Raw genomic sequence first — 23,609 nt, 5'->3', positions numbered from 1 at the left:
CCGGCGATCAGCGAATCCTATTCAACCGGCACGTACTCTCCGCCGCGCCAGACGTACCAAACCCAGCTCTGCTTCGTGAGGTCGCCCTTGTCGTCGAAATCAACCCGGCCGATGACGGTGTCGAATTCCTGTTCGTGCAGTGCCGCAATGACGGCCTTGTGCTCCAGCGAACCTGCCTTCGAGACTGCCTGGGCCCAAACCTGGACCGCGCAGTAGCTCAACAGCGTGTAGCCCGCGGGTTCGAAATTCTCCGCACGGAACTGCTCAACGACCGCGGCCGCTTCGGGGCTTCGCCTCGGGTCCGCCGGGAACGTGAAGAGGGTCCCCTCCGCCGCGGGGCCGGCGATCAGGGCAAATTCCTCGGTCGCCAAAGCATCTCCGGATATGAGCTGAACCGTGTAGCCATTGTCGTGTGCAGCGCGAGCAATCAGCGCAACCTCGGCATGATACCCACCCACATATAAGGCGGAGACGCCGGCGGTCTGCAACGCAGCGACCTCGGCCGAATAGTCGTCCTTCCCGGGAATGTATGCGTCGTAAACGGCCTCAGTCACGCCCCGCTTGTTTAGCTGCTTCCTGGTCTCGTCGGCGAGACCCTTCCCATAGGTCGAGTTGTCGTGGAGAATCGCAATCTTCTTGTTGCCCCAGCGATCGGCAAGGTAGTTGCCGGCGACGATACCTTGCGCGTCGTCGCGGCCAATGGTGCGAAAGACATTGGCGCGGCCCTGTTCGGTCAGCTGCGGATTGGTCGAGCCTGGAGATATCTCAACGACGCCCGCCTCCTCGTACACTTTTGATGCGGGGATCGAGGCCCCGGAGCAATAATGCCCGACGACGAGCACGACCCCGTCAGCCACCAGCTTCTTGGCGGCCGCCACAGCTTGCTCGGGATCGCAGAAGTCGTCGACGGAAATGAGCCTCACCTTCTGGCCGAGCACGCCGCCCGCCGTGTTGACGTCGGCCACTGCCATCTCCGCGCCGCGCTGTCCCTGCTCGCCGATCCAGGCGAGCCGTCCCGTCATCGCAGCCGAGACGCCGATCAGCACCTCCGCTCGCGCGGAGCTGAACGCGGCCGCGAGCGCGACGATCGCTATGGCGATGATGCGGTGCATGTGTGCACCCCCTTAACTATAGCTTACGCCAATCCCGTCAGAGCCGACAGCCCCTTCGGCAAGCGCGACTATCTCGGCTGCTATTGCAGCGCACACCCAATTTTTGGCGGAGCGATCATAAACTGGAATGGCTTGTCATAACTTCGTTCGCTGAGGTCGGAATCGCGCGCCAAATCCGGACGTTGCCGCTGACCGGAGGGAGCGTCGTGATTGGGTCAAATTCCGAATCTTCATCCGCTGCAACATAGCTCCGACCTTCTCGCGCGCCGAGCGCCCGAAATGCCACCGAACCTGCCGACATCATAGCCACGCCTCGAGTAGAGGCTTCGTCTCGAGCACCTCGGCACGGTTCCGTTCGCGCGATAGAAGCAGCGGTTGGCGATTGAGCAGCATGGAATCGCCGAATTCATGCGCGCGGTATCGATACGCGGTGAAGGCTGCGGAGGCCTTGGCGAGCAGAGCATCATCGGCAAAGGCGCGCAGGAGTTCGAAATGGCTTTCGCCGGGCTGGTGGACGCCTGTGAGAATCGCATCGACCACGCGAAGCCGCGTGCCCCGCGCGATGCGCCCTGTCGCAATGCCATTTCCGGCACGCACATTGCCGCCGGGATTGGCGGCTGCCTCAAGTGCGCGCACTACGCTCGTGCCGATCGCAATGATGCGGCTGCCGCGCAGCTTCGCCCGCGCGACCTGCGCCGCGGTGCGCCCAGGGATGCGGTATGGCTCGTCGAAGGGAAGGCGCGAGTCGAGCGCGGGATCGCCGGTGGAAGAGACGCCCGCAGCATGCGTGAGTGTTGCAAAGCCAACGTCGTGCCGACGCCAGGCTTGGAGCGTGCGCCAGTCGAGCGCGAAGCCTGCCGACGGCGCCTCGAACGCGACCGGCCCGGCGGCAATCTTCGTCCAAACATCCCACAGTGCCAACGGCTCGGGAACATGCGCGTATTGGATCGGCTGGCCGTGCTGCGCCAGTCCTGCAAGCACCGCTGCGCGGTTGCCTGGGAAGTGCAACTCGAGAAGGCGTGGATGGTCGAGAAGGCGCTCGACGACAGCGTCAAGCGAGCCGAGCCGGAGGCGATCGCCTGGTGACAGCGGAGGTGGAGGCAGCCGGTCTTCCGTGCGCGTGCGGTGATCGCCCGAACCGAAGGCAATCGCCACGAAACGGGTTGGGTCGGGAAGTGACAGCCAGCCCGCCAGGCGGATCTCGATCGCCTCACCGCTTGGAACATGCGTGCCGTGCAAGCTGGCAGGCAAGGTCGCGGCGTCATTGGCGACGACCAGATCGCCGGGGTTGAACAGCGTCGCGAGTCCAGCGCGCCGTAGGTCGCGCATCATGCCGTCCGCCTCGACGACGAACAGCCTGGCGGAGCGCCGATCGGGACGATCGGCGGCAATCATCCATGTGCTCCGGCGAGAAGCATAGAGCGGACCGGCAACGCGTCGAGCATCTTTTCGATGATCTCGGCAGCTGCCTGCTCGGGGCGCTTCAAGGTCGCCGGATCAGCATCAGGGATCGCGAGCGCGTGCAGTGGGGTGTCCATGTCGCCGGGGTCAAGCGCGAGGAGCCGGATGCCGTCTGCTTTCGCCTCCTCGTCCCAAATCGCCGTCAGATGGGCAAGAGCGGCCTTGCTCGCGCCGTATGCTCCCCAGCCGGGATAGGCGTTCACCGCGGCGTCGCTGGAAATGTTGATGACCAGCGCGCCGCGGCCCTCGCGCGCGGACGCGGCAAGCGCACCGAACAGAGCTTTCGTCAGCCGGAACGCGCCGACGAGATTGACCGCGAGCGCCGTTTCCAGCTCCTCGCACTCGGTATCGGCAAGGAGCGCCAGAGGGACAGGGCCGAGGCTTGAGGCATTGTTGATCAGGACATCGAGCCCGCCGAGCCCGGCAGTGACCTGCAACGCGATCAGGTAGATGTCCTCCTTCTTGCCGACGTCGCCGACAATGCCGTGCGCGCCCGTCTCGTCAGCGATGCGTGCGACATTCGCGGCGGCGCGAGCGACGAAGGCCACGCACGCACCCTGCGCGGCCAGCTGCCGCACAAGCGCCACTCCGAGCCCGGAGGTGCCGCCCGTGACCGCCACGCGAAGTCCCTGAAGTTCGATATTCGTCTGCATTGCCAATGCTCCTTTAATCCGTATGCCCTTGCTACAAGTTCAAGTTAACTTGAAGTCATGCGGGAATTGTGCTTTCGTTCATGCATGGATTCCATGCTGACCATCACCGACGTGGCGCGGCGCAGCGGCGTCGCATCATCGGCCCTGCGCTTCTACGAGGAGCGCGGGCTGATCGCGTCCGAGCGGGCCGGCTCGGGACACAGGCGCTACCCGCGATCCGTGCTGCGCCGGATCGCCTTCATCGTCTTCGCGCAGCGAATTGGGCTGACGCTTGAGGAGATCGGCGCCGAGCTGGCCAAGTTGCCAGCCGATCGCGTGCCGTCGCGTCGGGATTGGTCGCGGTTATCGGGCCAGTGGACCAAGCACATCGACCAGCGCATCGCCGAGTTGCAGCGCCTGAGGTCGGGGCTTACCGAGTGCATCGGTTGCGGCTGCCTGTCGATCGACCGGTGTAGCCTTGCGAACCCTGCCGATATGGCAGGACGCAAGGGGCCGGGGCCGAGGTATTGGCTGGGGTGAGTTGGCAGCGTGCCTGTCACTATTGCAGAACTCGGCAGCGCAAGACTTCGCCAAGTGCGAGACGCTGCGGCCCCGGTAAGGTTCAGCGGCGGTATTGTTCGTCGCTGACTTTCTCCACCGCTCGACGGCCTTGCAATCGAGTGAATAGCAATATGCGCCGTTGAACGCGCCGACGCGTCGCCAGGCAAGCCTGGAAAATTTGGCGCTCCTATCATTCGAGTGCCAAAGGGGCTATGTTAAGCGTTGCAGTCGCTCAGTGTGCGGCGGCAGAAAGAACCCCAATGAAATTCCGACCACTCCACGACCGCGTCGTCATTCGGCGGGCGGAAGGCGACAAAAAATCCAAGGGCGGAATCATCATTCCCGACACCGCCAAGGAAAAGCCGCAGGAAGGCGAAGTGATCGCCGTCGGGCCGGGCGCGCGCGACGAAAGCGGCAAGCTGATCCCGCTCGACGTCAAGGCCGGCGACTTCATCTTGTTCGGCAAGTGGTCCGGCACCGAGGTCAAGATTGACGGCGAGGACCTTCTGATCATGAAGGAGAGCGACATTATGGGCATCGTCGAGAAAACCAAAGCGGCCAAGAAAGCCGCCTGACCGGGCGATTTGCGCTCTGCTAATTTCTAGACTGAACTGGACGTAAAATCATGTCTGCCAAGGAAATCAAATTCGCTACCGATGCGCGCGACCGCATGCTGCGCGGTGTCGAGATCCTCAACAATGCGGTGAAGGTCACGCTCGGTCCCAAGGGGCGCAACGTCGTCATCGACAAGGCCTATGGCGCGCCGCGCATCACCAAGGACGGGGTCGCCGTCGCCAAGGAAATCGAGCTTGCCGACAAGTTCGAGAACATGGGCGCGCAGATGGTCCGTGAAGTGGCCTCGAAGACCAACGACCTGGCCGGTGACGGCACCACCACCGCCACGGTGCTGGCCGCTTCGATCCTGCGCGAGGGCGCCAAATTCGTTGCCGCCGGCATGAACCCGATGGATCTCAAGCGCGGCATCGATCTTGCTGTGGCTGCCGTGGTGAAGGACATTCAAGCCTGGGCCAGGAAAGTCAAATCTTCGGACGAGATCGCCCAGGTTGGTACGATCGCCGCCAATGGCGACGCGTCGGTCGGCGCCATGATCGCCAAGGCGATGAACAAGGTCGGCAATGAGGGCGTGATCACCGTCGAGGAAGCCAAGACCGCCGAGACCGAACTCGATGTCGTCGAAGGCATGCAATTCGACCGTGGCTATCTCTCGCCCTATTTCGTCACCAATGCCGAAAAGATGCGCGCCGAACTGGAGGACCCTTACGTCCTCATCCATGAAAAGAAGCTCGGCAATCTGCAGGCGATGCTGCCGATCCTCGAAGCGGTGGTGCAGAGCGGCAAGCCACTGCTGATCATCTCCGAGGACGTCGAAGGCGAAGCGCTGGCGACCCTGGTGGTCAACAAATTGCGCGGCGGCCTGAAGGTCGCGGCCGTCAAAGCGCCGGGATTCGGCGACCGCCGCAAGGCCATGCTGGAAGATATCGCGGTGCTCACCGCCGGCCAGATGATTTCCGAAGACCTCGGCATCAAGCTCGAAAACGTCACCATTGACATGCTCGGCCGCGCCAAGCGCGTCCTCATCGAGAAGGACACCACCACGATCATCGACGGTGCCGGCGAGAAGGCCACCATCCAGGCGCGCATCTCCCAGATCAAGGGGCAGATCGAGGAAACCACCTCCGACTACGACAAGGAAAAGCTGCAGGAGCGGCTGGCGAAACTCGCCGGCGGCGTTGCCGTCATTCGCGTCGGCGGCGCCACCGAGACGGAAGTCAAGGAAAAGAAGGACCGCATCGATGATGCGCTGAACGCCACGCGCGCCGCAGTGGAAGAAGGCATCGTTCCCGGCGGCGGTGTAGCACTCCTGCGCGCTAGGTCGGCCCTCAACGGGCTGACCGGCGCCAATGCCGATGTGAATGCCGGCATTTCGATCGTGCTGCGGGCGCTCGAGGCGCCGATCCGCCAGATCGCCGAGAATTCCGGCGTCGAAGGCTCGATCGTCGTTGGGAAACTCATGGACAGCAAGGATCACAATCAAGGTTTCGATGCTCAGACCGAACTCTACGTCGACATGATCAAGGCCGGTATCGTCGACCCCGCCAAGGTCGTTCGGACGGCCCTGCAGGATGCCGGCTCGATTGCCGCGCTCCTGATCACCGCTGAAGCAATGATCGCGGACATTCCGCAGAAGGATGCGCCCGCTGTGGGTGGGGCAGGAGGTATGGGCGGAATGGGTGGAATGGACTACTGAGCGGCGCCTGAAACTATAGCCAGGACGACGGAAGGCCAGCGACACGGGCACATGCAAGCCGATATCTCGACGATCATCGGTTCGCTCGACATCGTGTTCGGGGAGATCGATCGATAGGCGCTCGTCGCTGTCGTTTCTGCTGCTAAAAAATGGTCTTGGAGACAAGAACATGACCGACACTCTTGCCGAGAAAACATGTACGCCTTGTCGCGGCGGCGTCCCGCCGCTCACGCGTGATGAAGCCCAACGTTTCCAGGCACAGGCTCCAGATTGGGAGCTGGGTGACGATGCCCACCGCATCCAGCGGAGCTTTCGATGCCGCAATTTCCGGGACGCGCTCGCCCTTGTTCAGGAGATCGGTGAGCTCGCCGAAACCGAAGGCCATCACCCCGACATCAGCTTCGGCTGGGGTTATGTGACGGTTTCCCTGAGCACCAAGAAGATAAAAGGACTGCACGAGAACGATTTCATCATGGCGAGCAAGATCGATTGGGTGCTCGATCGCTCGGGCCCCTCGACCGCCGGCGGTGACACGGCAAATCCATTGCCAATCAAGTGAGGTCGTTTATGCCACACATCCGAACCGACAATCAGCGCGTCACCCAAATCACCATTGTCGATTCTGAACCGGACAAGCAGGCCGAGGCATTGTCCGTCATGACCGAGCGAGCGCGCTTTATGGCGCGCCAGCCTGGCTTCATCTCAATCAGCCTGCATCGCAGCCTCGACGGGCGGCGCATCGTCAACTACGTCCAATGGCAGAATCGCGATCTGCTGCGATCGGCTCATCAGTAGCCGGAATTCCGCAAGGAGTGGGGTCATTTCGATCAGTTGACGGACGAGATCGATCCCAATCTGTACGAGGTAGCCCAAGTGATAGATAGTGGTCAGTAGGCGTGCCGCCCACATGACCTGAATCGCCGGGTCGAGACGGCCGACATGAGCTGACAGAGTCTAAGCCATGGCTGCCATGAACCATCGCGTCGTCACCGTGTTCGGTGGAACCGGGTTTCTCGGCCGCCGCGTTGTTCGGCATCTCCGCGATGGTGAGTTTTTCGTTCGGATTGCATCAAGACATCCGGAACGGGCCAAGAAGCTGTTTGGTTCTGACGATCCGCAACTTCAAGCGGTCGAAGCCGATATCCACGATGAGCGGGCGATCGCCGATGCACTTGCCGGTTCCTACGGTGTTGTAAATGCGGTCAGTCTTTATGTCGAACAGGGACAGGAGACCTTTCATTCCGTGCATGTCGAGTCAGCCCGGCGGGTTGCAGCTCAAGCACAACGAGCTGGCGTCGAACGGCTCGCTCACGTTTCAGGAATCGGCTCCGATGTTGCCTCGCCGTCGCTCTACATCCGCAAGCGCGGCGAAGGCGAACTGGTGGTGCGTGCAGCGTTTGCTGACGCCACTATCATCCGCCCGGCGGTGATGTTCGGACCGGATGACGCGTTTCTCACCATTATCCTCAAACTTCTCCGCCGGCTTCCAATCTATCCAATGTTCGGTCGCGGCCTGACGAGATTGCAGCCGGCCTATGTGGGCGATGTGGCAGAGGCGACCGCAAGAGTGCTGCAGGGGACGGAAACGCATGCGATCACGTATGAGTGCGGCGGTCCTCGCGTCTACTCATACAAGGAATTTCTCAGAGCCGTTGCGCACGAAGTCGGTCTTAGGCCCAAACTGATTCCAATCCCATTTGCCGCTTGGCACGCGCTGGCTTGGTTCGCCGAAATGCTCCCGAGCCCGCCCGTCACTCGGAATCAAGTGGAACTGATGCAGGTCGACACCGTGTCATCGCCGGAGATACCGGGATTTGGAGAACTTGGAATTTCGCCGTACTCGGTCGAGGAAATGCTCCAGGAGATATTATGGGATCACTGATCAAAGAGCTTCTTCGGCTAGTGCGCTCCCGCCAAGGGGAACGACAAGGGCAAGGTCGAGGGCATGGTGAAGTATTCCCGCTCGAACTTCATGACGCCGATACCGGCGGCGGCGAGCGTCGATGAGGCTTCGGTTTATCGTCTGCTCAAGGCGCACGACCTCGTCTAGGGTAGGACACCACACTTGGTAAACGCCGCTCCCTTCCGGTCGAGCGGCGTTTTCGTATCTTCTGTAAAAAGGCAACAAACGGCCCGCATTGTGGAAAGGCTAGCCTTGTAGCGCTGGCTGGTGAGCGTTGCGAACTGGCCCGGCAATACCGTCTGAGCGGCAAACGATCCGAGATTCCTCTGCTTTATAAGCGCTGACTAACAGGTTGTTTGCAATCTTTGGGGGGATGCAGAAGCCTTTGAGGCCTGCGAAGTAGGAGCCTGTCAGTGATGCACGGTGCCCGACCTCGGCAATTCTGAAGTGTCCGCATCAAGCATTTGTTGTCAGCAGGCCGTGCGCGCGGTCTGAAACAAGGGAAATTGAACGCTGCACCACTGCCGCCCGCAGCACTTGAAACCATGCCCGGGTCTTCCATGTAATACGCAATAGCGCACAACTTTCCGAATGAGGAAGCGCCGGCAGATGAGTCTGCTCCCCACCAGCAATTCAACAGAGCATCGCGATGCTGACCATCGTTGGCCGGCAGCGCTAACAACAGAGCGTTTTCCTCTTCGTTGTCAGACGAAGGGAGATACACAATGGCAAAGGTCGTTTGCGTCCTCTATGACGATCCGGTCGACGGTTATCCGACAAAATATGCGCGGGACGGCCTGCCAGAGCTCGACAGCTATCCCGGCGGCCAGACACTTCCCACGCCGAAGGCCATCGACTTTGAACCAGGGGTCTTGCTCGGTAGCGTGTCGGGCGAACTCAGCCTGAGGAAATTTCTCGAAAGCACGGGCCACAGCCTGGTAGTGACCTCGGACAAAGACGGTCCCGACAGCATTTTTGAACGCGAGCTCGCTGACGCCGAAATCGTGATCTCGCAGCCGTTCTGGCCGGCATATCTGACTGAAGAACGAATAGCCAAGGCAAGCAGACTGAAGCTTGCGATCACCGCCGGCATCGGATCCGATCATGTCGATCTTCAGGCCGCCATGGACCGCGGCATCACGGTCGCCGAGGTGACCTACTGCAATTCGATCAGCGTGTCCGAGCATGTGGTCATGATGATCCTGGGGCTCGTGCGCAACTACATCCCGTCCTACCAGTGGGTCGTGAAAGGCGGCTGGAATATCGCCGACTGCGTCGCACGCTCCTACGATATCGAGGGAATGCAGATCGGAACCGTCGGTGCCGGCCGGATCGGCAGCGCGGTGTTGCGCCGGCTGAAGCCGTTCGACGTCAAGTTGCACTACACCGATCGCCACCGCCTGCCTGAGGCGGTCGAGAAAGAGCTTGGCGTCACCTTCCACAAGGACCCCGCATCCATGGTCGGCGTCTGCGACGTGGTGACGATCAATGCGCCTCTCCATCCGGAGACGGAAAACCTCTTTGACGAGACGATGATCGCCAGGATGAAACGCGGCGCCTATCTGGTAAACACGGCGCGCGGCAAGATCTGCAATCGTGACGCCATCGCCCGCGCGCTGGAGAGTGGCCAACTCGCTGGCTATGCCGGCGACGTCTGGTTCCCGCAGCCGGCTCCCAAGGATCATCCGTGGCGATCGATGCCGCATCACGGCATGACGCCGCACATTTCAGGATCGTCGCTCTCCGCCCAGGCGCGCTACGCCGCGGGCACCCGCGAAATTCTCGAATGCTGGTTCGAAGGCCGGCCGATCCGTGAGGAATATCTGATCGTCGATGGCGGCAAGCTCGCCGGCGCTGGCGCGCATTCCTACAGCGCCGGCGACGCCACCCGCGGTTCGGAAGAGGCAGCACGCTTCAAGGCCAGGAGTGATCCGAGCTAGATCGACTTCCGCTACGCTCGACTCGGACGGGAAGAAGACAAGGGTGACGTGGGGGGCAGATCAACAGGCAGATCAACATTGGTCCTGCTGCCAAGGTTGACGAAAAGACCAAGGCCGAACTCAAGAAAAATTGGACGATGATGCTGGCCGGTTCGACAACATCATCAAGCTGGCCACTGACACGTCGCTGCGCCTTTCGAAGTTGAGGACGACCAAAGGCAAAGGCCGAGCCGCCTGAGTGTTGGAACCAGGATGCCGGCAGCCTGTTGCGAGGTTGGGCCCGCGCGTTGCCACTGGCGCAGCCATTTGACTGCGTCGCGGTCGCTGGTCTCGGGGTGGAGGGTAATGCGCTCCAGCACACTGAGACGGAGCTGCAGCGCCTCCTCGCGCTCGGCCGTGAGCCAGGCCTGATAGGCGTCAAGCTGCGGCAGATCGAGACCGTCGAGCAAAGGCAGCGCCAGGAGCTTTGCCATTTCGTGCAGTTCATTGAGCGTGACAGGCGGCGAGGAAGCCTGCCGTCGCCGGACGATCTCTAAAACTATCTCATTGTGCCGTGGCATGATCCTGACGAGGAGCAGGCAGGGCCTCGGCTGTGATCGACAGGAGATCTTTCCTGGGACGCCGATAGCTGCAAGGATCTCGCGGAACATTGGCAAACTGTCGAAGCATTGCGCCGACTACCGGGGGCGGCCCGACCCCATGTGTTTCAGATCCGATGTCGGCTGCGTCAGGATCGCGGTGCCTCGGATCAACAGCCCCCGCCTGCTAGCGGGGAGAAATATGACGTCGAATGTTGCAGCCGCCCATGGCGTCATAGGCGCACGGCATTTAGCTCAGGCCCTTGAGAGAGGCCACTGAGGTCGATGCCTAGGGAAGGGTCACCGCGTGCCTCCGGGATGGCACTTCCGCTTGCGGCGGTTGCAAATCGCTGGGGCCTCGGGACGTTACGGAGGGAAGGCATGTGGGTCGATCCACGTCTCGCCGACGGCCCGAAAGACGTCTCCGCGGCGCTATGCAGCCAACTTTGTTGACCGTCGTAGCTATGGCTGAATCGACTTCTCGACGGTATGGAAACGGTATAAAGGCATAGGAGACAATGATAGTAAAGGCGGATTAACTAGCTCGGCAACGTATAATCAATTGAATTTATTAAGAAATATTTGGTGCCCAGAGGCGGATTCGAACCACCGACACGCGGATTTTCAGTCCGCTGCTCTACCAACTGAGCTATCTGGGCCTGTTCCGGCGAACGACAACTCGTTGACCGGATCTCATCAAGGCGCCAGGAGCGCCCCTTGAAAGCGCGTGGGTTATAGCACGGGAATTCGGCCTGTCCAGCGCCTAGATGGCGATTTCAGACAGGAAAAGCGATGCCATGCAGGGCCCCGGTTTCCGTGCCGCTTCCATGGCCGGAATGGCGCACAGCATCGCACGATCCGGCCTTCGTCACCCTTGTCCGCGTCGCTATTGCGGGCTGAAATGCCATGACACGTCTTTTAGCCGGCGATCGTGGCGCCAATGCTTTCGCGGCACCAGGTGCGCCACAGGTCGTCGTTGCCTATCTGGCGCCCGTCACGCCTCTGCGAAAATCCGACGGCGACATGCCGGCCAGCTTGCGAAACGACTTGTTGAAGGCGCTGAGCGAGCCGAAGCCAGAGTCCATGGCGACGCGCAGCACATTGGCGTCCTGATGCATCAAAAGCGCTTGCGCATAGCTCAGCCGCAAAAGGTTGACATATTCATTGAGCGTCATGCCGGTCGACTTCTTGAACAGGTTCATGGCGTATTTGGGATGGATGTCGGCGGCGGCGGCGATATTCACGCAATCGATCTCGTAGAGGAAGTTCTCGGCGATGAAATCGCACATGCGCCCGACATTGCGCGACGATTGCTGGTCGAAGGGGCTGCCCGTTTCCTGCCCGGGCGCGGTTCCGGGCACCAGCCGATAAGGCTCGAACCGCACCCGCTCCAGCCGCAGCAGCAACTCGTTCACGGCATGCTCGATCATGGCCGGATCGCCCGAGCGGAAGTAGCGGTTCCAGCGCTCGAAATTGTGGTGGTCCGCCGGATCGGTCGCGCCCGTCACCAGCGTGGCGCCCGTCATCAGCCGATGGCGGACATCCGTCGGCAAATGCAAGCGAAAGAAATGCACCAGCGGCAGATGCGCGCCGGCATAGATAGCGTCGTCCGAGAGATCGTCCATCTGGTGCGGCAGGCCGCCCCAGAACAGGCACATGTCGCCCGCCGACAGTGCGATCTCATGTTCGTTCATGCGGTAATGCACGCTGCCGCGCACGATGAAATTGACCTCGACCTGGGCGTGCCAATGCGGCTTGAGCATCACCAGCGGATGGTTGTGAAACATCTGCAAGGCCAGCGGCAGGCCTTCCACGCTGCTGGCGCCAGGCTGATAAAACGGCCGTTCCGGCATCTTACTTTCCGCCAATTTCATATTCCCTTTGACGGCGACAGGCCCTGCCCAGTGCATAGTCTAGCCGTGCTCACAGTGAGAGAGCAAATGGAATGGGAGGATTTCTATGCGCATCACAATGACCTGCGCCGCGCTCGTGCTTGCCCTGGGCTCTGCCCCGGCCTATGCGCAGTCCGGCGAAATCACCATCTGGAGCTGGAATGTCGCGGCTTCATCGCTGAAGGCGACGATTGCCGGCTTCAACAAGCAATTTCCCGACGTCAAGGTCACGGTCCAGGATCTCGGCAACCAGCCGACCTACGACAAGTCGATCGCCGGCTGTGCCGCCGGAGGCGTAGGCTTGCCCGACATCGTCTCGATCGAGAATGGCGAGGCCGAAAATTACTGGAGCCAGTTCCCCGACTGCTTCGTCGACCTGCATACGCTGGGCTACACAGCCGAGGATCAGGCGAAATTCCCCGACTTCAAGCGCACCGAACTCGAAGTCGGCGAGAAGGCCTATGCGATGCCGTGGGATTCAGGCCCGGTCGCCGCCTTCTATCGCCGCGACTTCTACGAAAAGGCCGGGGTCGATCCGGCGTCGATCAAGACCTGGGATGATTTCATCGCCGCCGGCAAGAAGATCCAGGCCGCCAATCCGGGCGTCACCATGACCAACGCCGATTTCAACGGCGATAGCGAATTCTTCCGCATGATCTCCAACGAACAGGGCTGCGCCTATTTCTCCGCCGACGGGCAGTCGATCACGGTCAACCAGCCCAAATGCGTCGATGCCATGACCAAGATCAAGGAGATGAAGGACGCCGGCATCATCTCGTCGGCCGACTGGGGCACCAAGATCACCAACAACACGGCCGGCACCGTCGCCACCCAGATTTATGGCGGCTGGTACGAGGGCACCATTCGCACCGAATCGGCCGGTGAAAACGGCAAATGGGGCGTCTATCTGATGCCGAGCCTCACCGCCGACGGGCCGCGCGCCGCCAATCTCGGCGGGTCGTCGTTGGCCATCACTTCGGCGTCGAAAAACAAGGAAGCCGCCTACGCCTATCTGAAATACACGCTGGAGACGAACGAAGGCCAAATCACCATGCTCAAGGAGTTTGGCCTGGTGCCTTCGCTGGTGTCGGCGCTCAACGACCCCTATGTCTCGGAAGGCCTGCCCTACTGGGGTGGCCAGGCCGTGTGGAAGGACATTCTCGGCACCTTGCCCAAGGTCGTTCCGAGCCGCGGCACCCCGTTCCAGAGCGACGCCGAAATCATCGTCCGTGCCGTGCAGACCAAATATCTGGCCGGAGGCTACCCCGACGCCAAGGCAGCGCTCGACGACGCCGCAAGCCAGATCGCCGCGGCGACCGGATTGCCCGTCAAATCTTGATCTGGACGTGATGGTCGCGGGGCGGCATGACGCTGCCCGCGACCATTGCCGAACGCGCCCCGCGCTTCAGCAGGGCGCGCCACCCTTGAACGCGGAAAGGAGGCAACAAATGCGCTACCAGAATGCAACGGCGTATCGCTTCCTCGCGCCCTATCTGCTGATCTTTGCGGTCTTCTGGGTGTGGCCGATCATCAGCTCCTTCATGATCTCCTTCCAGGCGACGCGCACCGTGCCGTGGCGGTTCGCGCCAGGCTTCAACTGGGGGCGATTGATCGGCGATCCGGCGTTCTTCAACGCGCTGAAGAACACGCTGCTCATCCTGGTCATCCAGGTGCCGGTGATGATTTCGCTGGCGCTCGTCATGGCGGTGCTGTTGAACTCGCCGCTCCTGAAGGCGCGCGGCCTTTACCGCTTTGCCTTCTTCGCCCCGGTGGTGGTCGGCGAGGTCGCCTATTCGGCGGTGTTCCGGCTGATGTTCAACCTCGATTTCGGCATCATCAACAAGCTCCTGAACAGCGTCGGCTTGCCCAAGATCGACTGGTTTTCCAACGTCACCCCGGCGATGGCGCTGATCATGATCGCGGTGACCTGGCGCTGGGCCGGTTACAACGCCATCATCCTGCTCGCCGGCATGCAGTCCATTCCCGAAGATGTTTACGAGGCGGCGACGCTCGACCGCGTCAGCAAGCTCAAGCAGTTCTTCTACATCACTCTGCCGCTACTCAAGCCGGTCATCGTGTTCTGCCTCGTGCTGTCGATCATCGGCACCATGCAGCTGTTCACTGAGCCGTTCCTGATCACCGAGCGCGGCGGACCGGGCGGCGGCACGGAGACGCTTGGCCTGCTGCTCTATCGCCAGGGTTTCCGGTCGCTCAATTTCGGCTACGCATCGGCCGTTGCCTACACCATGGCCGGCCTGGCGATCGCCATCACGCTGGCGCAGCTGTGGCTGACGAGGGAACCGAAATGAGTTCGCGTTCCTCCGCCAGGCTGGGACGCAGCATCGCGCTGCATCTGTTCCTGACGCCGCTGGCACTGATCTGGCTGTTTCCGCTGTGGATGATGGTTGTCTTCTCGACCATGCCGGACAACGGCATCTTCAGCCCCGGCATCGAGCTTTTGCCGCACGGCAATTTCATCGACAATTTCAACAATCTGCAGCGCGACACCAACTTCGTCGGCGCCATCGGCATTTCGGTGTCGGTGGCGGTGACCTACACATCCCTGTCGGTGCTGCTGACGTCGATGGCCGGCTGGGCGCTGGCCCGCTACCAGTTCTTCGGCAAGGGCGCGGTCGTCGCCATCATCCTCGGCACCATCACGCTTCCCTATGCGGTGGTGCTGATCCCGCAATTCATCATGGTGGCGCGCGACTTCAAGCTTGCCAACACCTGGGTGGCGCTGATCGTGCCGCCGCTGTTCAATTCGCTCGGCGTGCTGTTCATGCGGCAGAGTTTTTCGATGATGCCGGACGACCTCTTCGACGCGGCGCGCGTCGAAGGCGTGAAGGAATGGCGCATCTTCCTTTTCGTCGCGCTGCCCCTGGCACGGCCGATGCTGGCGGCGCTCGCCATCATCTTGTTCCTCGCCTCCTGGAACAATTATCTGTGGCCGCTTTTGATCAACAGCCAGCCCGGTTCGATGACGGCGCCGGTGGCGCTCGGCACGCTGATCGGCCTCACCAAGGTGTCGTGGGGCGGCATCATGGCGGGCGCGGTCATGCTGACGGTGCCGATGCTCGTCGTCTTCGTGCTGCTGCAGCGCCATTTCATCGCCGGCATCGCCGCCGGCGCGGTCAAATAAGGGGCAGAATGGCAACGGTCACGCTCAACAATGTCGTCAAGCGCTTCGGCGTCTTCGAGGTCGTCCATGGCGCCAGCATCGACATCAAGGACGGCGAATTCGTCGTCTTCGTCGGCCCCTCCGGCTGCGGCAAGTCCACGCTGCTCAGGATGATCGCCGGGCTCGAGGACATCAGCGGCGGCGAGATCGCCATCGGCGGCAAGGTGGTGAACGATGTCGAGCCGGCCGACCGCGGCATCGCCATGGTGTTCCAGTCCTATGCGCTCTATCCGCATATGAGCGTCGAACAGAACCTCTCTTTCGGGCTGCGCATGACCGGCAACCCGAAGGCCGACACCGACCGGCGGGTGAAGCGGGCGGCCGAGATCCTGCGCATCAGCGAATTGATGGACAGGCGGCCGAAGAAACTTTCCGGCGGCCAGCGCCAGCGCGTCGCCATAGGTCGCGCCATCGTGCGCGAGCCGCAGGTCTTCCTGTTCGATGAGCCGCTCTCCAATCTCGACGCCGAACTGCGCGTCCAGATGCGGGTCGAGATCTCTCGGCTGCACAAGGAACTCGGCGCCACCATGATCTATGTCACGCACGACCAGACCGAGGCGATGACGCTCGCCGACAGGATCGTCGTGATGCGCGCCGGCCATATCGAGCAGATCGGCCGGCCGCTCGATCTCTACGACAATCCCGACAACCAGTTCGTGGCGGGCTTTGTCGGCTCGCCGAAGATGAACTTCATCAAGGCCCATATTGTCGGGCACGATGCGCGTGGCGTGATCGTCGAACTGGCGGGTCAGGAGAAGACCCGTTTCATCCAGCCGCTGACAGGCGCTACGCCCGAAGTGGGGAGCAAGGTCATCGTCGGCGTGCGGCCCGAACATTTCGGCAGTGCGGGAGAAGGTGGCGCCGACCTCGTCGTCGGCATCGACGTGATTGAGCATCTCGGCGGCACGAGCTTTCTCTACACCAGAACGGCCAATGGTGAAGACGTGGTGATCCAGCGCGACGCGGCAAAGGTCCCCGATACGCCCGAGATCACCGTTTCCATCCGCAAATCCTACCTGTTCGATGAAAAAGGACTGCGGCTGCGCTGACCGGCCGCCCTTTCCAGCCTTCAAGGAGAATGACAATGACCGCAACCACGCCCATTCGCTGGGGCATCCTCGGGCCGGGCAGCATCGCCCAGTCCTTTGCCGGTGGCGTGGCCGATTCGCGCACCGGAAAGCTGGTCGCCATCGGTGCCCGCAATCCCGCCAAGCCTGGCCTTGCCGAGAGTTTCCCCGGCGCCCGCATCCTCGACGGCTACGACGCACTGCTCGCCGATCCCGACGTCGACGCGGTCTACATTTCCATCCCGCATCCCGGCCATGCGCAATGGGCGATCAAGGCGGCCGAGGCCGGAAAGCATGTGCTGTGCGAAAAGCCGCTGGCGCTGACCGCCTTCGAGGCCGACGCCATGATGCATGCCGCGCGCAAGGCCGGCACGTTTCTCGGCGAGGCCTTCATGTACCGGCTGCATCCGCAGACGCTGAAGCTGGTGGAACTGATCAGATCGGGCGTCATCGGCGACGTCAGGATGATCAAGTCGAGCTTCGGTTTCGCCATGCCGCGCTTCATGCCGGAGCACCGGCTCTATGCCAACGATCTCGCCGGCGGCGGCATTCTTGACGTCGGCGGCTATCCCGTCTCGATGGTGCGGCTGATTGCCGGCGCCGCAGCCGGAAAGCCCTTCGCCGAGCCGGATAAAGTGGTCGGCACCGCCCATCTTGGCCAGTCCGGCGTCGACGAATGGGCCTCGGCGCTGCTGCATTTCTCGGGTGGCATTGTCGCCGAAGTCTCCTGCAGCATCTCGCTCAACCAGGACAATGTTCTGCGCATCCTCGGCACCAAAGGCCGCATCGAAGTGCCGGACTTCTGGTTCGCCGGCGGCAACCGCGACGTCGGCCTTGGCCAGATCGACGTCATTGCATCCGATGGCACGCGCGAGACCATCAGCGTCAACGAGAAGCGCCATGTCTATTCCTTCGAGGTCGACGCAGCCGGTGAGGCCATCCGCGCCGGACGGCAGGAATTCGCCTGGCCGGGCATGGCATGGGCGGAAAGCCTCGGCACGTTGCGTGTGCTGGACAGATGGCGGGCGGCGGCCGGCCTCGAATACGGGATCGAGAAGGCCCAACAACGTATCAACACCATCTCCGGCCGGCCTTTGCGGTCCGGCGGAACGGCGATCGCCAAGCGCACGATCCCCGGCCTGTCGAAGCCGGCATCGGTGGTGGCGCTCGGCTTCGAGGATTTCCGCACGTTTTCCTCGGGCTCGATCCTGCTCGACGCGTTTTTCGAGGCTGGCGGCAATCTATTCGATACGGGCTATGTCTACGGCGCCGGCTATACGGAGAAGCTGCTTGGCGAGTGGTTGAAAAACCGCGGCGTGCGCGCGCAATCGGTGGTCATCGCAAAGGGCGCGCATTCACCGCTCTGCTATCCCGATGTGATCGGCAAGCAGCTCGACCAGTCGCTCGACCGGCTGCAGACCGATCATGTCGATGTCTACTTCATGCACCGCGACAATCCGGATGTGCCGGTCGGCGAATTCGTCGATGCGATGGATCGCGAGGTGAAGGCAGGTCGCATCCGCGGCCCGTTCGGCGGCTCGAACTGGACGATGGAACGCATGGATGAGGCCATTGCCTATGCCGAGCACACCGGCAAGCAGAAGCCGGGCGCGCTGTCCAACAATTTCTCGCTGGCCGAAATGTTGGAGCCGATCTGGGCTGGCTGCGTCACGTCCTCCACGGATGCGTGGAAGGCCTGGCTGACATCTAGGCAGATGCCGAATTTCGCCTGGTCGAGCCAAGGGCGCGGCTTCTTCACCGATCGCGCCGGGCGCGACAAGCAAGACAACGAGGAACTGGTGCGGGTGTGGTACTCGGAGCGGAATTTCGGCCGCCGCGACCGCGCGATCGAACTCGCCGAGAGACTTGGCAAGAGCCCGATCCATGTTGCGCTCGCCTATGTGCTCGCTCAGCCTTTCCCATCCATTCCGCTGATCGGGCCGCGCACGCTGGACGAGTTGGACGACAGCCTGCGCGCCCTCGACATCACGCTTTCGCGGGCCGATCTCGAGTGGCTGGATGGCGGCGGTCTGCGCGCTGCCTAGTTTGCTGCCTGTCTAACGGCGGCGGTGTCAGGTCCCGTCATCGGAGGCCCTGACGCCGCGCCTGGCCGGGGTTCTCATGCTCGCGTACATGCCGGTGGTGCGGAATTGGCTTGGCGTAATGCCGTAGCAGCGACGGAAAACCTTCGAAAAATAGTTCGCGTCCTCGAAGCCGCACAGGATGGCGACTTCCTTCACCGGCAGGAAGTCCGCCTTTGTCAGCAGCTTCGCCGCCCGTTGCAGGCGCTGCTGCAGCACGAACTCGGCGGGCGGCAGGCCTTCGCTCTCGGCGAAACAGCGTGAGAAATGGGCCCGGCTGAGGCCGCTGATCTGGACCAGATCCGCCACCGGCAGCGGCCTGTCGAGATTGGCATTGATGTGATCGATGACGGGCTGCATGACGCTCTGTTTTTCGGCAAAGGCGTGGGAGCCGAAGACATCGTCATAGAGTGCCATCGCAGCCTCGTAGGCTATCGCCGAAGCAGCACCCGGCGAAGCAGCCCCTTTGATCAGGCGCAGGCTGCAATCGGCAAGATGATCGATCGTCGCCGGCTGCAGCCGAAATACAGGACCAGAGACGCTAAGGATCGACTTGTGGATGCGCAGCGCTTCCTCGCCGTTCATCGAAATCCAGAAATACTCCCAGCGCTCGTCCTCAGCCAGCCAGTAGCGGTGGTTGTGCGGCACCAGCACCAGCAATGTGTCGTTCTTCTGCAGCCGGTAGTTGCGGTTCTCATAGCGCAGCCGGCCAGCTCCGCTGATCGTGTGCTGGAGCACGGTGAACGGTGTCTGGCCGCGCTTGCGGCCGTCCCAATCGTAGATCTCGTCCTCGCGCACCTCATAGCCCGTGCTCGTCGGCATGGCATGCAGGCGCTGGCGACCGCGCGGCAGCGAGATCGTGCGCATGGATTGTCCGTTGGCTATCAAATCGTGCAGCACAAAATTACCCTCGAAAGCATAATCCTTCTCTGGTCGCGCTCGCGAATAAGCGCATAATCCCCGTCGAAAAGCGAGAGAGATCCGCGGTCGAGGAGCGGACAGGGAGGTTGGTGAGCCGGATTCCGGCTTGTCGCGCATACATGTCACGGCATGTGGCTACAACTTCCCATTGTCATTCCTTGCCTGCAATTCGAATGGAATGAGGTGCGGCTGATGAGTTTCAAAATCGCTATCATCGGTGCGGGCAGCGTCGGCTTCACCAAGAAATTGTTCACAGACATCCTGTGCGTGCCCGAATTCAAGGACATCGAATTCGCGCTGACCGACGTCAGCGAGCACAATCTTCAGATGATCAAGGCGATCCTGGACAGGATCGTCGAGGCAAACAAATTGCCGACCAAGGTGACGGCGACCACCGACCGCCGCGAGGCGCTCGATGGCGCACGCTACGTCATCAACTGCGTGCGGGTCGGAGGCCTCGAAGCCTACGCCGACGATATCCGCATTCCCCTGAAATACGGCATCGACCAGTGCGTCGGCGACACGATCTGCGCCGGCGGCATTCTCTATGGCCAGCGCAACATCCCGGTGATCCTGGATTTCTGCAAGGACATCCGCGAGGTCGCCGAGACGAACGTCAAATTCCTGAACTACGCCAACCCGATGGCGATGAACACCTGGGCGGCGATCGAATACGGCAAGGTCGACACCGTCGGGCTCTGCCACGGCGTTCAGCACGGCGCCGAGCAGATCGCCGAGGTCCTGGGCGCGAAGTCCACGCAGGAGCTCGACTATGTCTGTTCCGGCATCAACCACCAGACCTGGTTCATCGACCTGCGCCTGAACGGCCGTCCCATCGGCAAGCACGAACTGGTGGCCGCCTTCGAGGCGCATCCGGTCTATTCGCGGCAGGAGAAGCTGCGCATCGACGTCCTGAAGCGCTTCGGCGTCTATTCGACCGAAAGCAACGGCCATCTTTCCGAATATCTGCCCTGGTACCGCAAACGTCCCGACGAGATCACGCGCTGGATTGACATGTCCGACTGGATCCACGGCGAGACAGGCGGTTATCTCCGCTATTCGACGGAAACCCGCAACTGGTTCGAAACGGAATATCCGCGGTTCCTCGAAGCGGCGTCGAAGCCGATCGACCAGGAGAAGCGCTCTAACGAGCATGCCAGCCACATACTGGAGGCGCTGGAGACCAACCGCGTCTATCGCGGCCACTTCAACGTCAAAAATAATGGCGTGATCACCAACCTGCCGCAGGATGCCATCGTCGAGTCGCCCGGTTTCGTCGACCGTTTCGGCATCAACATGGCCGCTGGCATCACGTTGCCGGAAGCCTGCGCCGCCACCTGTATCGCCTCGATCAATGTCCAGCGCATGTCGGTGCATGCGGCGATAGCAGGCGACATCGATCTGTTGAAGCTCGCCGTGCTGCACGACCCGCTGGTCGGCGCGGTTTCGACGCCGGAGGAGGTCTGGCAAATGGTCGACGAAATGGTCGTCGCCCAGGCGGCCTGGCTGCCGCAATACGCCCATGCGGTCCCGGCCGCCAGGGAGCGGCTGTCGACTTCGGCGGTGAAGACCCGCGAGTGGGCGGGCGCCGCACGGCGCAGCGTTCGCTCGATCGAGGAATTGCGCGCCGAAAAAGCCGCGCTGGCGCAAGCCGGCTGAAACCACATGCGGTGATGGTGGATCCAAGGGAGGCGGATCCACTGCCATGAAGCCGTTTGAGTTCGAGGAGAAGCGGAGCAGGTAAAACTGCTCCGAATAAACAAGAGGGAGAGAGACAGTGAGGAATTTACGCAATATCGGCCTTGCTGCCGGACTGGCGCTGAGCGTCTCGGTCTCGGCACTCAACGCATACGCTAGCGAACCGACGGTTCCGCCGGCGCCGACACCGTTCCCCGCCGAGGGCAAGATCAACTATGTGGCGCGTGACTCCATTCTGGAGTTCAAGGCACTCCCCGAATATCACGAGCCCGATTGGGTCACCGAGAAATACGTCAAGGCCGGCAAGCTGCCGCCGGTGAAAGACAGGCTTCCGAAAGAGCCGCTGGTCTTCAAGACGGGCAACATGCAGGATGGCATCGGCGTCTATGGCGATACGATGCGCCATGTCATCGGCGGACGGCCGGAAGGCTGGAACTACGGTGCGGGCCAGACGCAAGGGTGGGGCGGCATCGATATCGGCCTTTCCGAATGCCTGACGCGCACCGCGCCCCTGTTCCAGGTCGAGGCGAAGGACACCGAGCCGCTGCCGAACCTGGCCAGGAGCTGGGACTGGTCGAAGGACGGCCACAAGCTGACGATGCACCTGGTCGAGGGTGCAAAATGGTCTGATGGCGTTGCCTTCAACGCCGACGATGTCATGTTTTACTGGGACGACGAGGTCGTTGACCCGAACGTCTCGCCGCTGAACGGTGCGACGCCGGAAACCTTCGGCGTCGGCACGACGCTGAAGAAGATCGACGACTATACCGTCGAGTGGACCTTCAAGGATGCGTTCCCGAAACAATATCTCTATGCGATGGCCTATGGCACCTTCTGTCCCGGGCCCGCGCATATCCTGAAGCCGCGGCATCCGAAATATTCGAAGAACACCTACGACCAGTTCAAGAACGCTTTCCCGCCGGAATATATGAACCTGCCGGTGATGGGCGCCTGGGTGCCGGTCGAATACCGGCCTGACGACATCATCGTCATGCGCCGCAACCCCTACTATTGGAAGGTTGACGAGAAGGGCAACCAGCTGCCTTACCTCAACGAGCTGCAGTACAAGCTGTCGACCTGGGCCGATCGCGACGTCCAGGCGGTCGCCGGCTCGGCCGACTTCTCCAATCTGGAGCAGCCGGAAAACTTCGTCGCGTCGCTGAAGCGTGCGGCGGAGGCGAACGCGCCGGCCCGTCTCGCTTTCGGCCCCCGGCTCATCGGCTACAATCTACGCATGAATTTTTCCGCCAATGGCTGGGGCAACCCGGACGAGCGCGGCCAGGCGATCCGCGAGCTGAATCGCAACGATGATTTCCGTAAGGCCGTCACCATGGCGCTCGACCGCAAGGCGCTCGGCGACTCGCTGGTCAAGGGGCCGTTCACCGCCATCTATCCGGGCGGCCTGTCGTCGGGCACCAGCTTCTATGACCGCGATTCGACCGTCTACTACCCCTTCGACCTCGAGGGCGCCAAGGCCGAATTCGCCAAGGCCGGCCTCAAGGATACGGATGGCGACGGTTTCGTGAACTTCCCTTCCGGCACCGCCGGCGGCAAGAATGTCGAGATCGTGATGCTGGTCAACAACGACTACACGACAGACAAGAGCCTTGCCGAAGGCGTCGTCGCCCAAATGGAAAAGCTTGGGCTGCGGATCGTGCTCAACGGCCTCAACGGCACCCAGCGCGACGCTTCCCAATATTCCGGCCGCTTCGACTGGCTGGTCCGACGCAACGAACAGGAACTGACGTCGGTGGTGCAGAACACCGTGCAGCTTGTCCCGATTGGTCCACGCACCAGCTGGGACCATCGCGCGCCGGAGAACGGCGAGGTCGATCTGATGCCCTTCGAAAAGGACCTCGTCGACATCGTCAACAAGTTCATCTCTACGCAGGACAATGACCAACGCGCCAGCCTGATGAAACAGTTTCAGAAGATCTCGACAGAACACGTCTACAATGTCGGTCTGACGGAATATCCCGGCGCGCTGATCGTCAACAAGCGTTTCTCGAACATACCGCAGGGTACGCCGATCTTCATGTTCAACTGGGCCGAGGATTCGATCATCCGCGAACGGGTCTTTGTCGCGGCCGACAAGCAGGCGAAATACGAGTTGTTCCCCGAGGAGCTGCCTGGCAAGCCCGGAGAAAAAGGTCCGATGAATTAGGTTTACCTCCCCTGACCGAGAGAATTCGGGCCGCGCCCCGGGGGGGGGCCCCCCAAAAAAAAACACCCCCCCCCCCCCAACCGCGGGGGGGGGGGCCAAAAAACCGCCCGCCCAGTTTTGGTGTAAGAGGAACCCCCCAAAGGGGGGGA

The 23,609-nt window shown here is 61.8% G+C and carries 20 protein-coding genes, 1 tRNA gene and 1 pseudogene; 15 read left to right on the top strand and 7 right to left on the bottom strand.

The window, feature by feature from the left end; all coding sequences use genetic code 11:
- Window positions 1–17: 17 nt before the first annotated feature.
- From NKG99_RS25260 to NKG99_RS25250, 3 genes are all read right to left on the bottom strand, one after another.
- Window positions 18–1,112 carry a branched-chain amino acid ABC transporter substrate-binding protein gene (locus NKG99_RS25260; RefSeq protein WP_352871549.1) on the bottom strand — a complete coding sequence of 365 codons (1,095 nt, stop codon included), beginning with the start codon at window positions 1,110–1,112 and terminating at the stop codon, window positions 18–20.
- 300 nt (window positions 1,113–1,412) lie between these two features.
- Window positions 1,413–2,507: an S-adenosylmethionine:tRNA ribosyltransferase-isomerase gene (locus NKG99_RS25255; RefSeq protein WP_352871547.1), complete on the bottom strand. Its 1,095-nt coding sequence runs from the start codon at window positions 2,505–2,507 to the stop codon at window positions 1,413–1,415.
- Window positions 2,504–3,226, bottom strand: a complete 723-nt coding sequence (locus NKG99_RS25250; protein WP_352871545.1) for an SDR family NAD(P)-dependent oxidoreductase — start codon at window positions 3,224–3,226, stop codon at window positions 2,504–2,506. The genes NKG99_RS25255 and NKG99_RS25250 overlap by 4 nt, the downstream gene beginning before the upstream one ends.
- Before the next feature lie 84 nt (window positions 3,227–3,310).
- Here NKG99_RS25250 and soxR point away from each other — a divergent pair, with 84 nt between their 5' ends.
- The 8 genes and pseudogenes from soxR (at window position 3,311) to NKG99_RS25210 (ending at window position 9,878) form a co-directional block, all read left to right on the top strand.
- Window positions 3,311–3,745, top strand: a complete 435-nt coding sequence (gene soxR / locus NKG99_RS25245; RefSeq protein ID WP_352871544.1) for a redox-sensitive transcriptional activator SoxR — start codon at window positions 3,311–3,313, stop codon at window positions 3,743–3,745.
- A gap of 281 nt (window positions 3,746–4,026) precedes the next feature.
- Complete coding sequence (locus NKG99_RS25240) at window positions 4,027–4,341, top strand: co-chaperone GroES (protein ID WP_352871542.1); 315 nt, start codon at window positions 4,027–4,029, stop codon at window positions 4,339–4,341.
- A gap of 50 nt (window positions 4,342–4,391) precedes the next feature.
- Window positions 4,392–6,035, top strand: a complete 1,644-nt coding sequence (groL, locus tag NKG99_RS25235) for a chaperonin GroEL (RefSeq protein ID WP_352871541.1) — start codon at window positions 4,392–4,394, stop codon at window positions 6,033–6,035.
- A 45-nt stretch (window positions 6,036–6,080) separates the two neighbouring features.
- Window positions 6,081–6,152: pseudogene (locus NKG99_RS25230) on the top strand (hypothetical protein); the annotation flags it as partial.
- A gap of 52 nt (window positions 6,153–6,204) precedes the next feature.
- Entirely contained in the window at window positions 6,205–6,594 is a 390-nt protein-coding gene (locus NKG99_RS25225) for a 4a-hydroxytetrahydrobiopterin dehydratase (RefSeq protein ID WP_352871539.1), read from the top strand.
- Window positions 6,595–6,602: 8 nt separating this feature from the next.
- Window positions 6,603–6,830: an antibiotic biosynthesis monooxygenase family protein gene (locus NKG99_RS25220; protein ID WP_352871537.1), complete on the top strand. Its 228-nt coding sequence runs from the start codon at window positions 6,603–6,605 to the stop codon at window positions 6,828–6,830.
- A gap of 166 nt (window positions 6,831–6,996) precedes the next feature.
- Window positions 6,997–7,917, top strand: coding sequence for a complex I NDUFA9 subunit family protein (locus NKG99_RS25215; protein WP_352871535.1), 921 nt, complete (start codon window positions 6,997–6,999; stop codon window positions 7,915–7,917).
- A 746-nt stretch (window positions 7,918–8,663) separates the two neighbouring features.
- Window positions 8,664–9,878 carry an NAD-dependent formate dehydrogenase gene (locus NKG99_RS25210; RefSeq protein WP_352871533.1) on the top strand — a complete coding sequence of 405 codons (1,215 nt, stop codon included), beginning with the start codon at window positions 8,664–8,666 and terminating at the stop codon, window positions 9,876–9,878.
- Window positions 9,879–10,042: 164 nt separating this feature from the next.
- Here NKG99_RS25210 and NKG99_RS25205 read toward each other — a convergent pair whose 3' ends face one another.
- The 3 genes from NKG99_RS25205 to NKG99_RS25195 form a co-directional block, all read right to left on the bottom strand.
- A complete protein-coding gene (locus tag NKG99_RS25205) occupies window positions 10,043–10,528 on the bottom strand; it encodes a hypothetical protein (RefSeq protein ID WP_352871532.1) in 486 nt (161 codons plus the stop codon).
- Window positions 10,529–11,039: 511 nt separating this feature from the next.
- Window positions 11,040–11,115 (bottom strand) — tRNA-Phe (locus NKG99_RS25200).
- Between the two features lie 321 nt (window positions 11,116–11,436).
- Entirely contained in the window at window positions 11,437–12,309 is an 873-nt protein-coding gene (locus NKG99_RS25195; protein WP_352871530.1) for a helix-turn-helix domain-containing protein, read from the bottom strand.
- 106 nt (window positions 12,310–12,415) lie between these two features.
- Between NKG99_RS25195 and NKG99_RS25190 the strand changes: the two genes are divergently transcribed.
- The 5 genes from NKG99_RS25190 to NKG99_RS25170 all read left to right on the top strand — a co-directional run bounded on the left by NKG99_RS25190 (window position 12,416) and on the right by NKG99_RS25170 (window position 18,641).
- The gene (locus tag NKG99_RS25190) at window positions 12,416–13,687 is read left to right on the top strand and encodes an ABC transporter substrate-binding protein (RefSeq protein WP_352871529.1); all 1,272 of its coding nucleotides are present in this window, start codon (window positions 12,416–12,418) and stop codon (window positions 13,685–13,687) included.
- Between the two features lie 109 nt (window positions 13,688–13,796).
- On the top strand, window positions 13,797–14,657 hold the full coding sequence (locus tag NKG99_RS25185) for a carbohydrate ABC transporter permease (protein WP_352871527.1): 861 nt from the start codon (window positions 13,797–13,799) through the stop codon (window positions 14,655–14,657).
- Window positions 14,654–15,490, top strand: a complete 837-nt coding sequence (locus NKG99_RS25180; RefSeq protein ID WP_352871525.1) for a carbohydrate ABC transporter permease — start codon at window positions 14,654–14,656, stop codon at window positions 15,488–15,490. The genes NKG99_RS25185 and NKG99_RS25180 overlap by 4 nt, the downstream gene beginning before the upstream one ends.
- 8 nt (window positions 15,491–15,498) lie before the next feature.
- Window positions 15,499–16,578, top strand: a complete 1,080-nt coding sequence (locus NKG99_RS25175) for an ABC transporter ATP-binding protein (protein ID WP_352871524.1) — start codon at window positions 15,499–15,501, stop codon at window positions 16,576–16,578.
- A 35-nt stretch (window positions 16,579–16,613) separates the two neighbouring features.
- Complete coding sequence (locus NKG99_RS25170; protein WP_352871523.1) at window positions 16,614–18,641, top strand: aldo/keto reductase; 2,028 nt, start codon at window positions 16,614–16,616, stop codon at window positions 18,639–18,641.
- 27 nt (window positions 18,642–18,668) lie between these two features.
- Here the strand turns inward: NKG99_RS25170 and NKG99_RS25165 are convergent, their stop codons facing one another.
- A complete protein-coding gene (locus NKG99_RS25165) occupies window positions 18,669–19,715 on the bottom strand; it encodes an AraC family transcriptional regulator (RefSeq protein WP_352871521.1) in 1,047 nt (348 codons plus the stop codon).
- Between the two features lie 75 nt (window positions 19,716–19,790).
- On the opposite strand from NKG99_RS25165, the gene NKG99_RS25160 reads away from it, so the two are divergent.
- Window positions 19,791–21,257, top strand: a complete 1,467-nt coding sequence (locus NKG99_RS25160; RefSeq protein WP_352871519.1) for an alpha-glucosidase/alpha-galactosidase — start codon at window positions 19,791–19,793, stop codon at window positions 21,255–21,257.
- Between the two features lie 118 nt (window positions 21,258–21,375).
- The gene (locus tag NKG99_RS25155; protein ID WP_352871518.1) at window positions 21,376–23,460 is read left to right on the top strand and encodes an ABC transporter substrate-binding protein; all 2,085 of its coding nucleotides are present in this window, start codon (window positions 21,376–21,378) and stop codon (window positions 23,458–23,460) included.
- Window positions 23,461–23,609 lie beyond the last annotated feature (149 nt).

Origin of the sequence: Mesorhizobium sp. M1409, from assembly GCF_040317535.1 — a bacterium.
Classification (GTDB): domain Bacteria; phylum Pseudomonadota; class Alphaproteobacteria; order Rhizobiales; family Rhizobiaceae; genus Mesorhizobium.
This window is presented reverse-complemented; position numbering and strand designations above follow the sequence as displayed.

Excerpts from the sequence above, each read along its gene's own strand:
- NKG99_RS25260 (WP_352871549.1), bottom strand. The coding sequence starts at position 1,112 with ATGCACCGCATCATCGCCATAGCGATCGTCGCGCTCGCGGCCGCGTTC.
- NKG99_RS25255 (WP_352871547.1), bottom strand. The coding sequence starts at position 2,507 with ATGATTGCCGCCGATCGTCCCGATCGGCGCTCCGCCAGGCTGTTCGTC.
- NKG99_RS25250 (WP_352871545.1), bottom strand. The coding sequence starts at position 3,226 with ATGCAGACGAATATCGAACTTCAGGGACTTCGCGTGGCGGTCACGGGC.
- soxR (WP_352871544.1), top strand. The coding sequence starts at position 3,311 with ATGGATTCCATGCTGACCATCACCGACGTGGCGCGGCGCAGCGGCGTC.
- NKG99_RS25240 (WP_352871542.1), top strand. The coding sequence starts at position 4,027 with ATGAAATTCCGACCACTCCACGACCGCGTCGTCATTCGGCGGGCGGAA.
- groL (WP_352871541.1), top strand. The coding sequence starts at position 4,392 with ATGTCTGCCAAGGAAATCAAATTCGCTACCGATGCGCGCGACCGCATG.
- NKG99_RS25225 (WP_352871539.1), top strand. The coding sequence starts at position 6,205 with ATGACCGACACTCTTGCCGAGAAAACATGTACGCCTTGTCGCGGCGGC.
- NKG99_RS25220 (WP_352871537.1), top strand. The coding sequence starts at position 6,603 with ATGCCACACATCCGAACCGACAATCAGCGCGTCACCCAAATCACCATT.
- NKG99_RS25215 (WP_352871535.1), top strand. The coding sequence starts at position 6,997 with ATGGCTGCCATGAACCATCGCGTCGTCACCGTGTTCGGTGGAACCGGG.
- NKG99_RS25210 (WP_352871533.1), top strand. The coding sequence starts at position 8,664 with ATGGCAAAGGTCGTTTGCGTCCTCTATGACGATCCGGTCGACGGTTAT.
- NKG99_RS25205 (WP_352871532.1), bottom strand. The coding sequence starts at position 10,528 with ATGTTCCGCGAGATCCTTGCAGCTATCGGCGTCCCAGGAAAGATCTCC.
- NKG99_RS25195 (WP_352871530.1), bottom strand. The coding sequence starts at position 12,309 with ATGCCGGAACGGCCGTTTTATCAGCCTGGCGCCAGCAGCGTGGAAGGC.
- NKG99_RS25190 (WP_352871529.1), top strand. The coding sequence starts at position 12,416 with ATGCGCATCACAATGACCTGCGCCGCGCTCGTGCTTGCCCTGGGCTCT.
- NKG99_RS25185 (WP_352871527.1), top strand. The coding sequence starts at position 13,797 with ATGCGCTACCAGAATGCAACGGCGTATCGCTTCCTCGCGCCCTATCTG.
- NKG99_RS25180 (WP_352871525.1), top strand. The coding sequence starts at position 14,654 with ATGAGTTCGCGTTCCTCCGCCAGGCTGGGACGCAGCATCGCGCTGCAT.
- NKG99_RS25175 (WP_352871524.1), top strand. The coding sequence starts at position 15,499 with ATGGCAACGGTCACGCTCAACAATGTCGTCAAGCGCTTCGGCGTCTTC.
- NKG99_RS25170 (WP_352871523.1), top strand. The coding sequence starts at position 16,614 with ATGACCGCAACCACGCCCATTCGCTGGGGCATCCTCGGGCCGGGCAGC.
- NKG99_RS25165 (WP_352871521.1), bottom strand. The coding sequence starts at position 19,715 with ATGCGCGACAAGCCGGAATCCGGCTCACCAACCTCCCTGTCCGCTCCT.
- NKG99_RS25160 (WP_352871519.1), top strand. The coding sequence starts at position 19,791 with ATGAGTTTCAAAATCGCTATCATCGGTGCGGGCAGCGTCGGCTTCACC.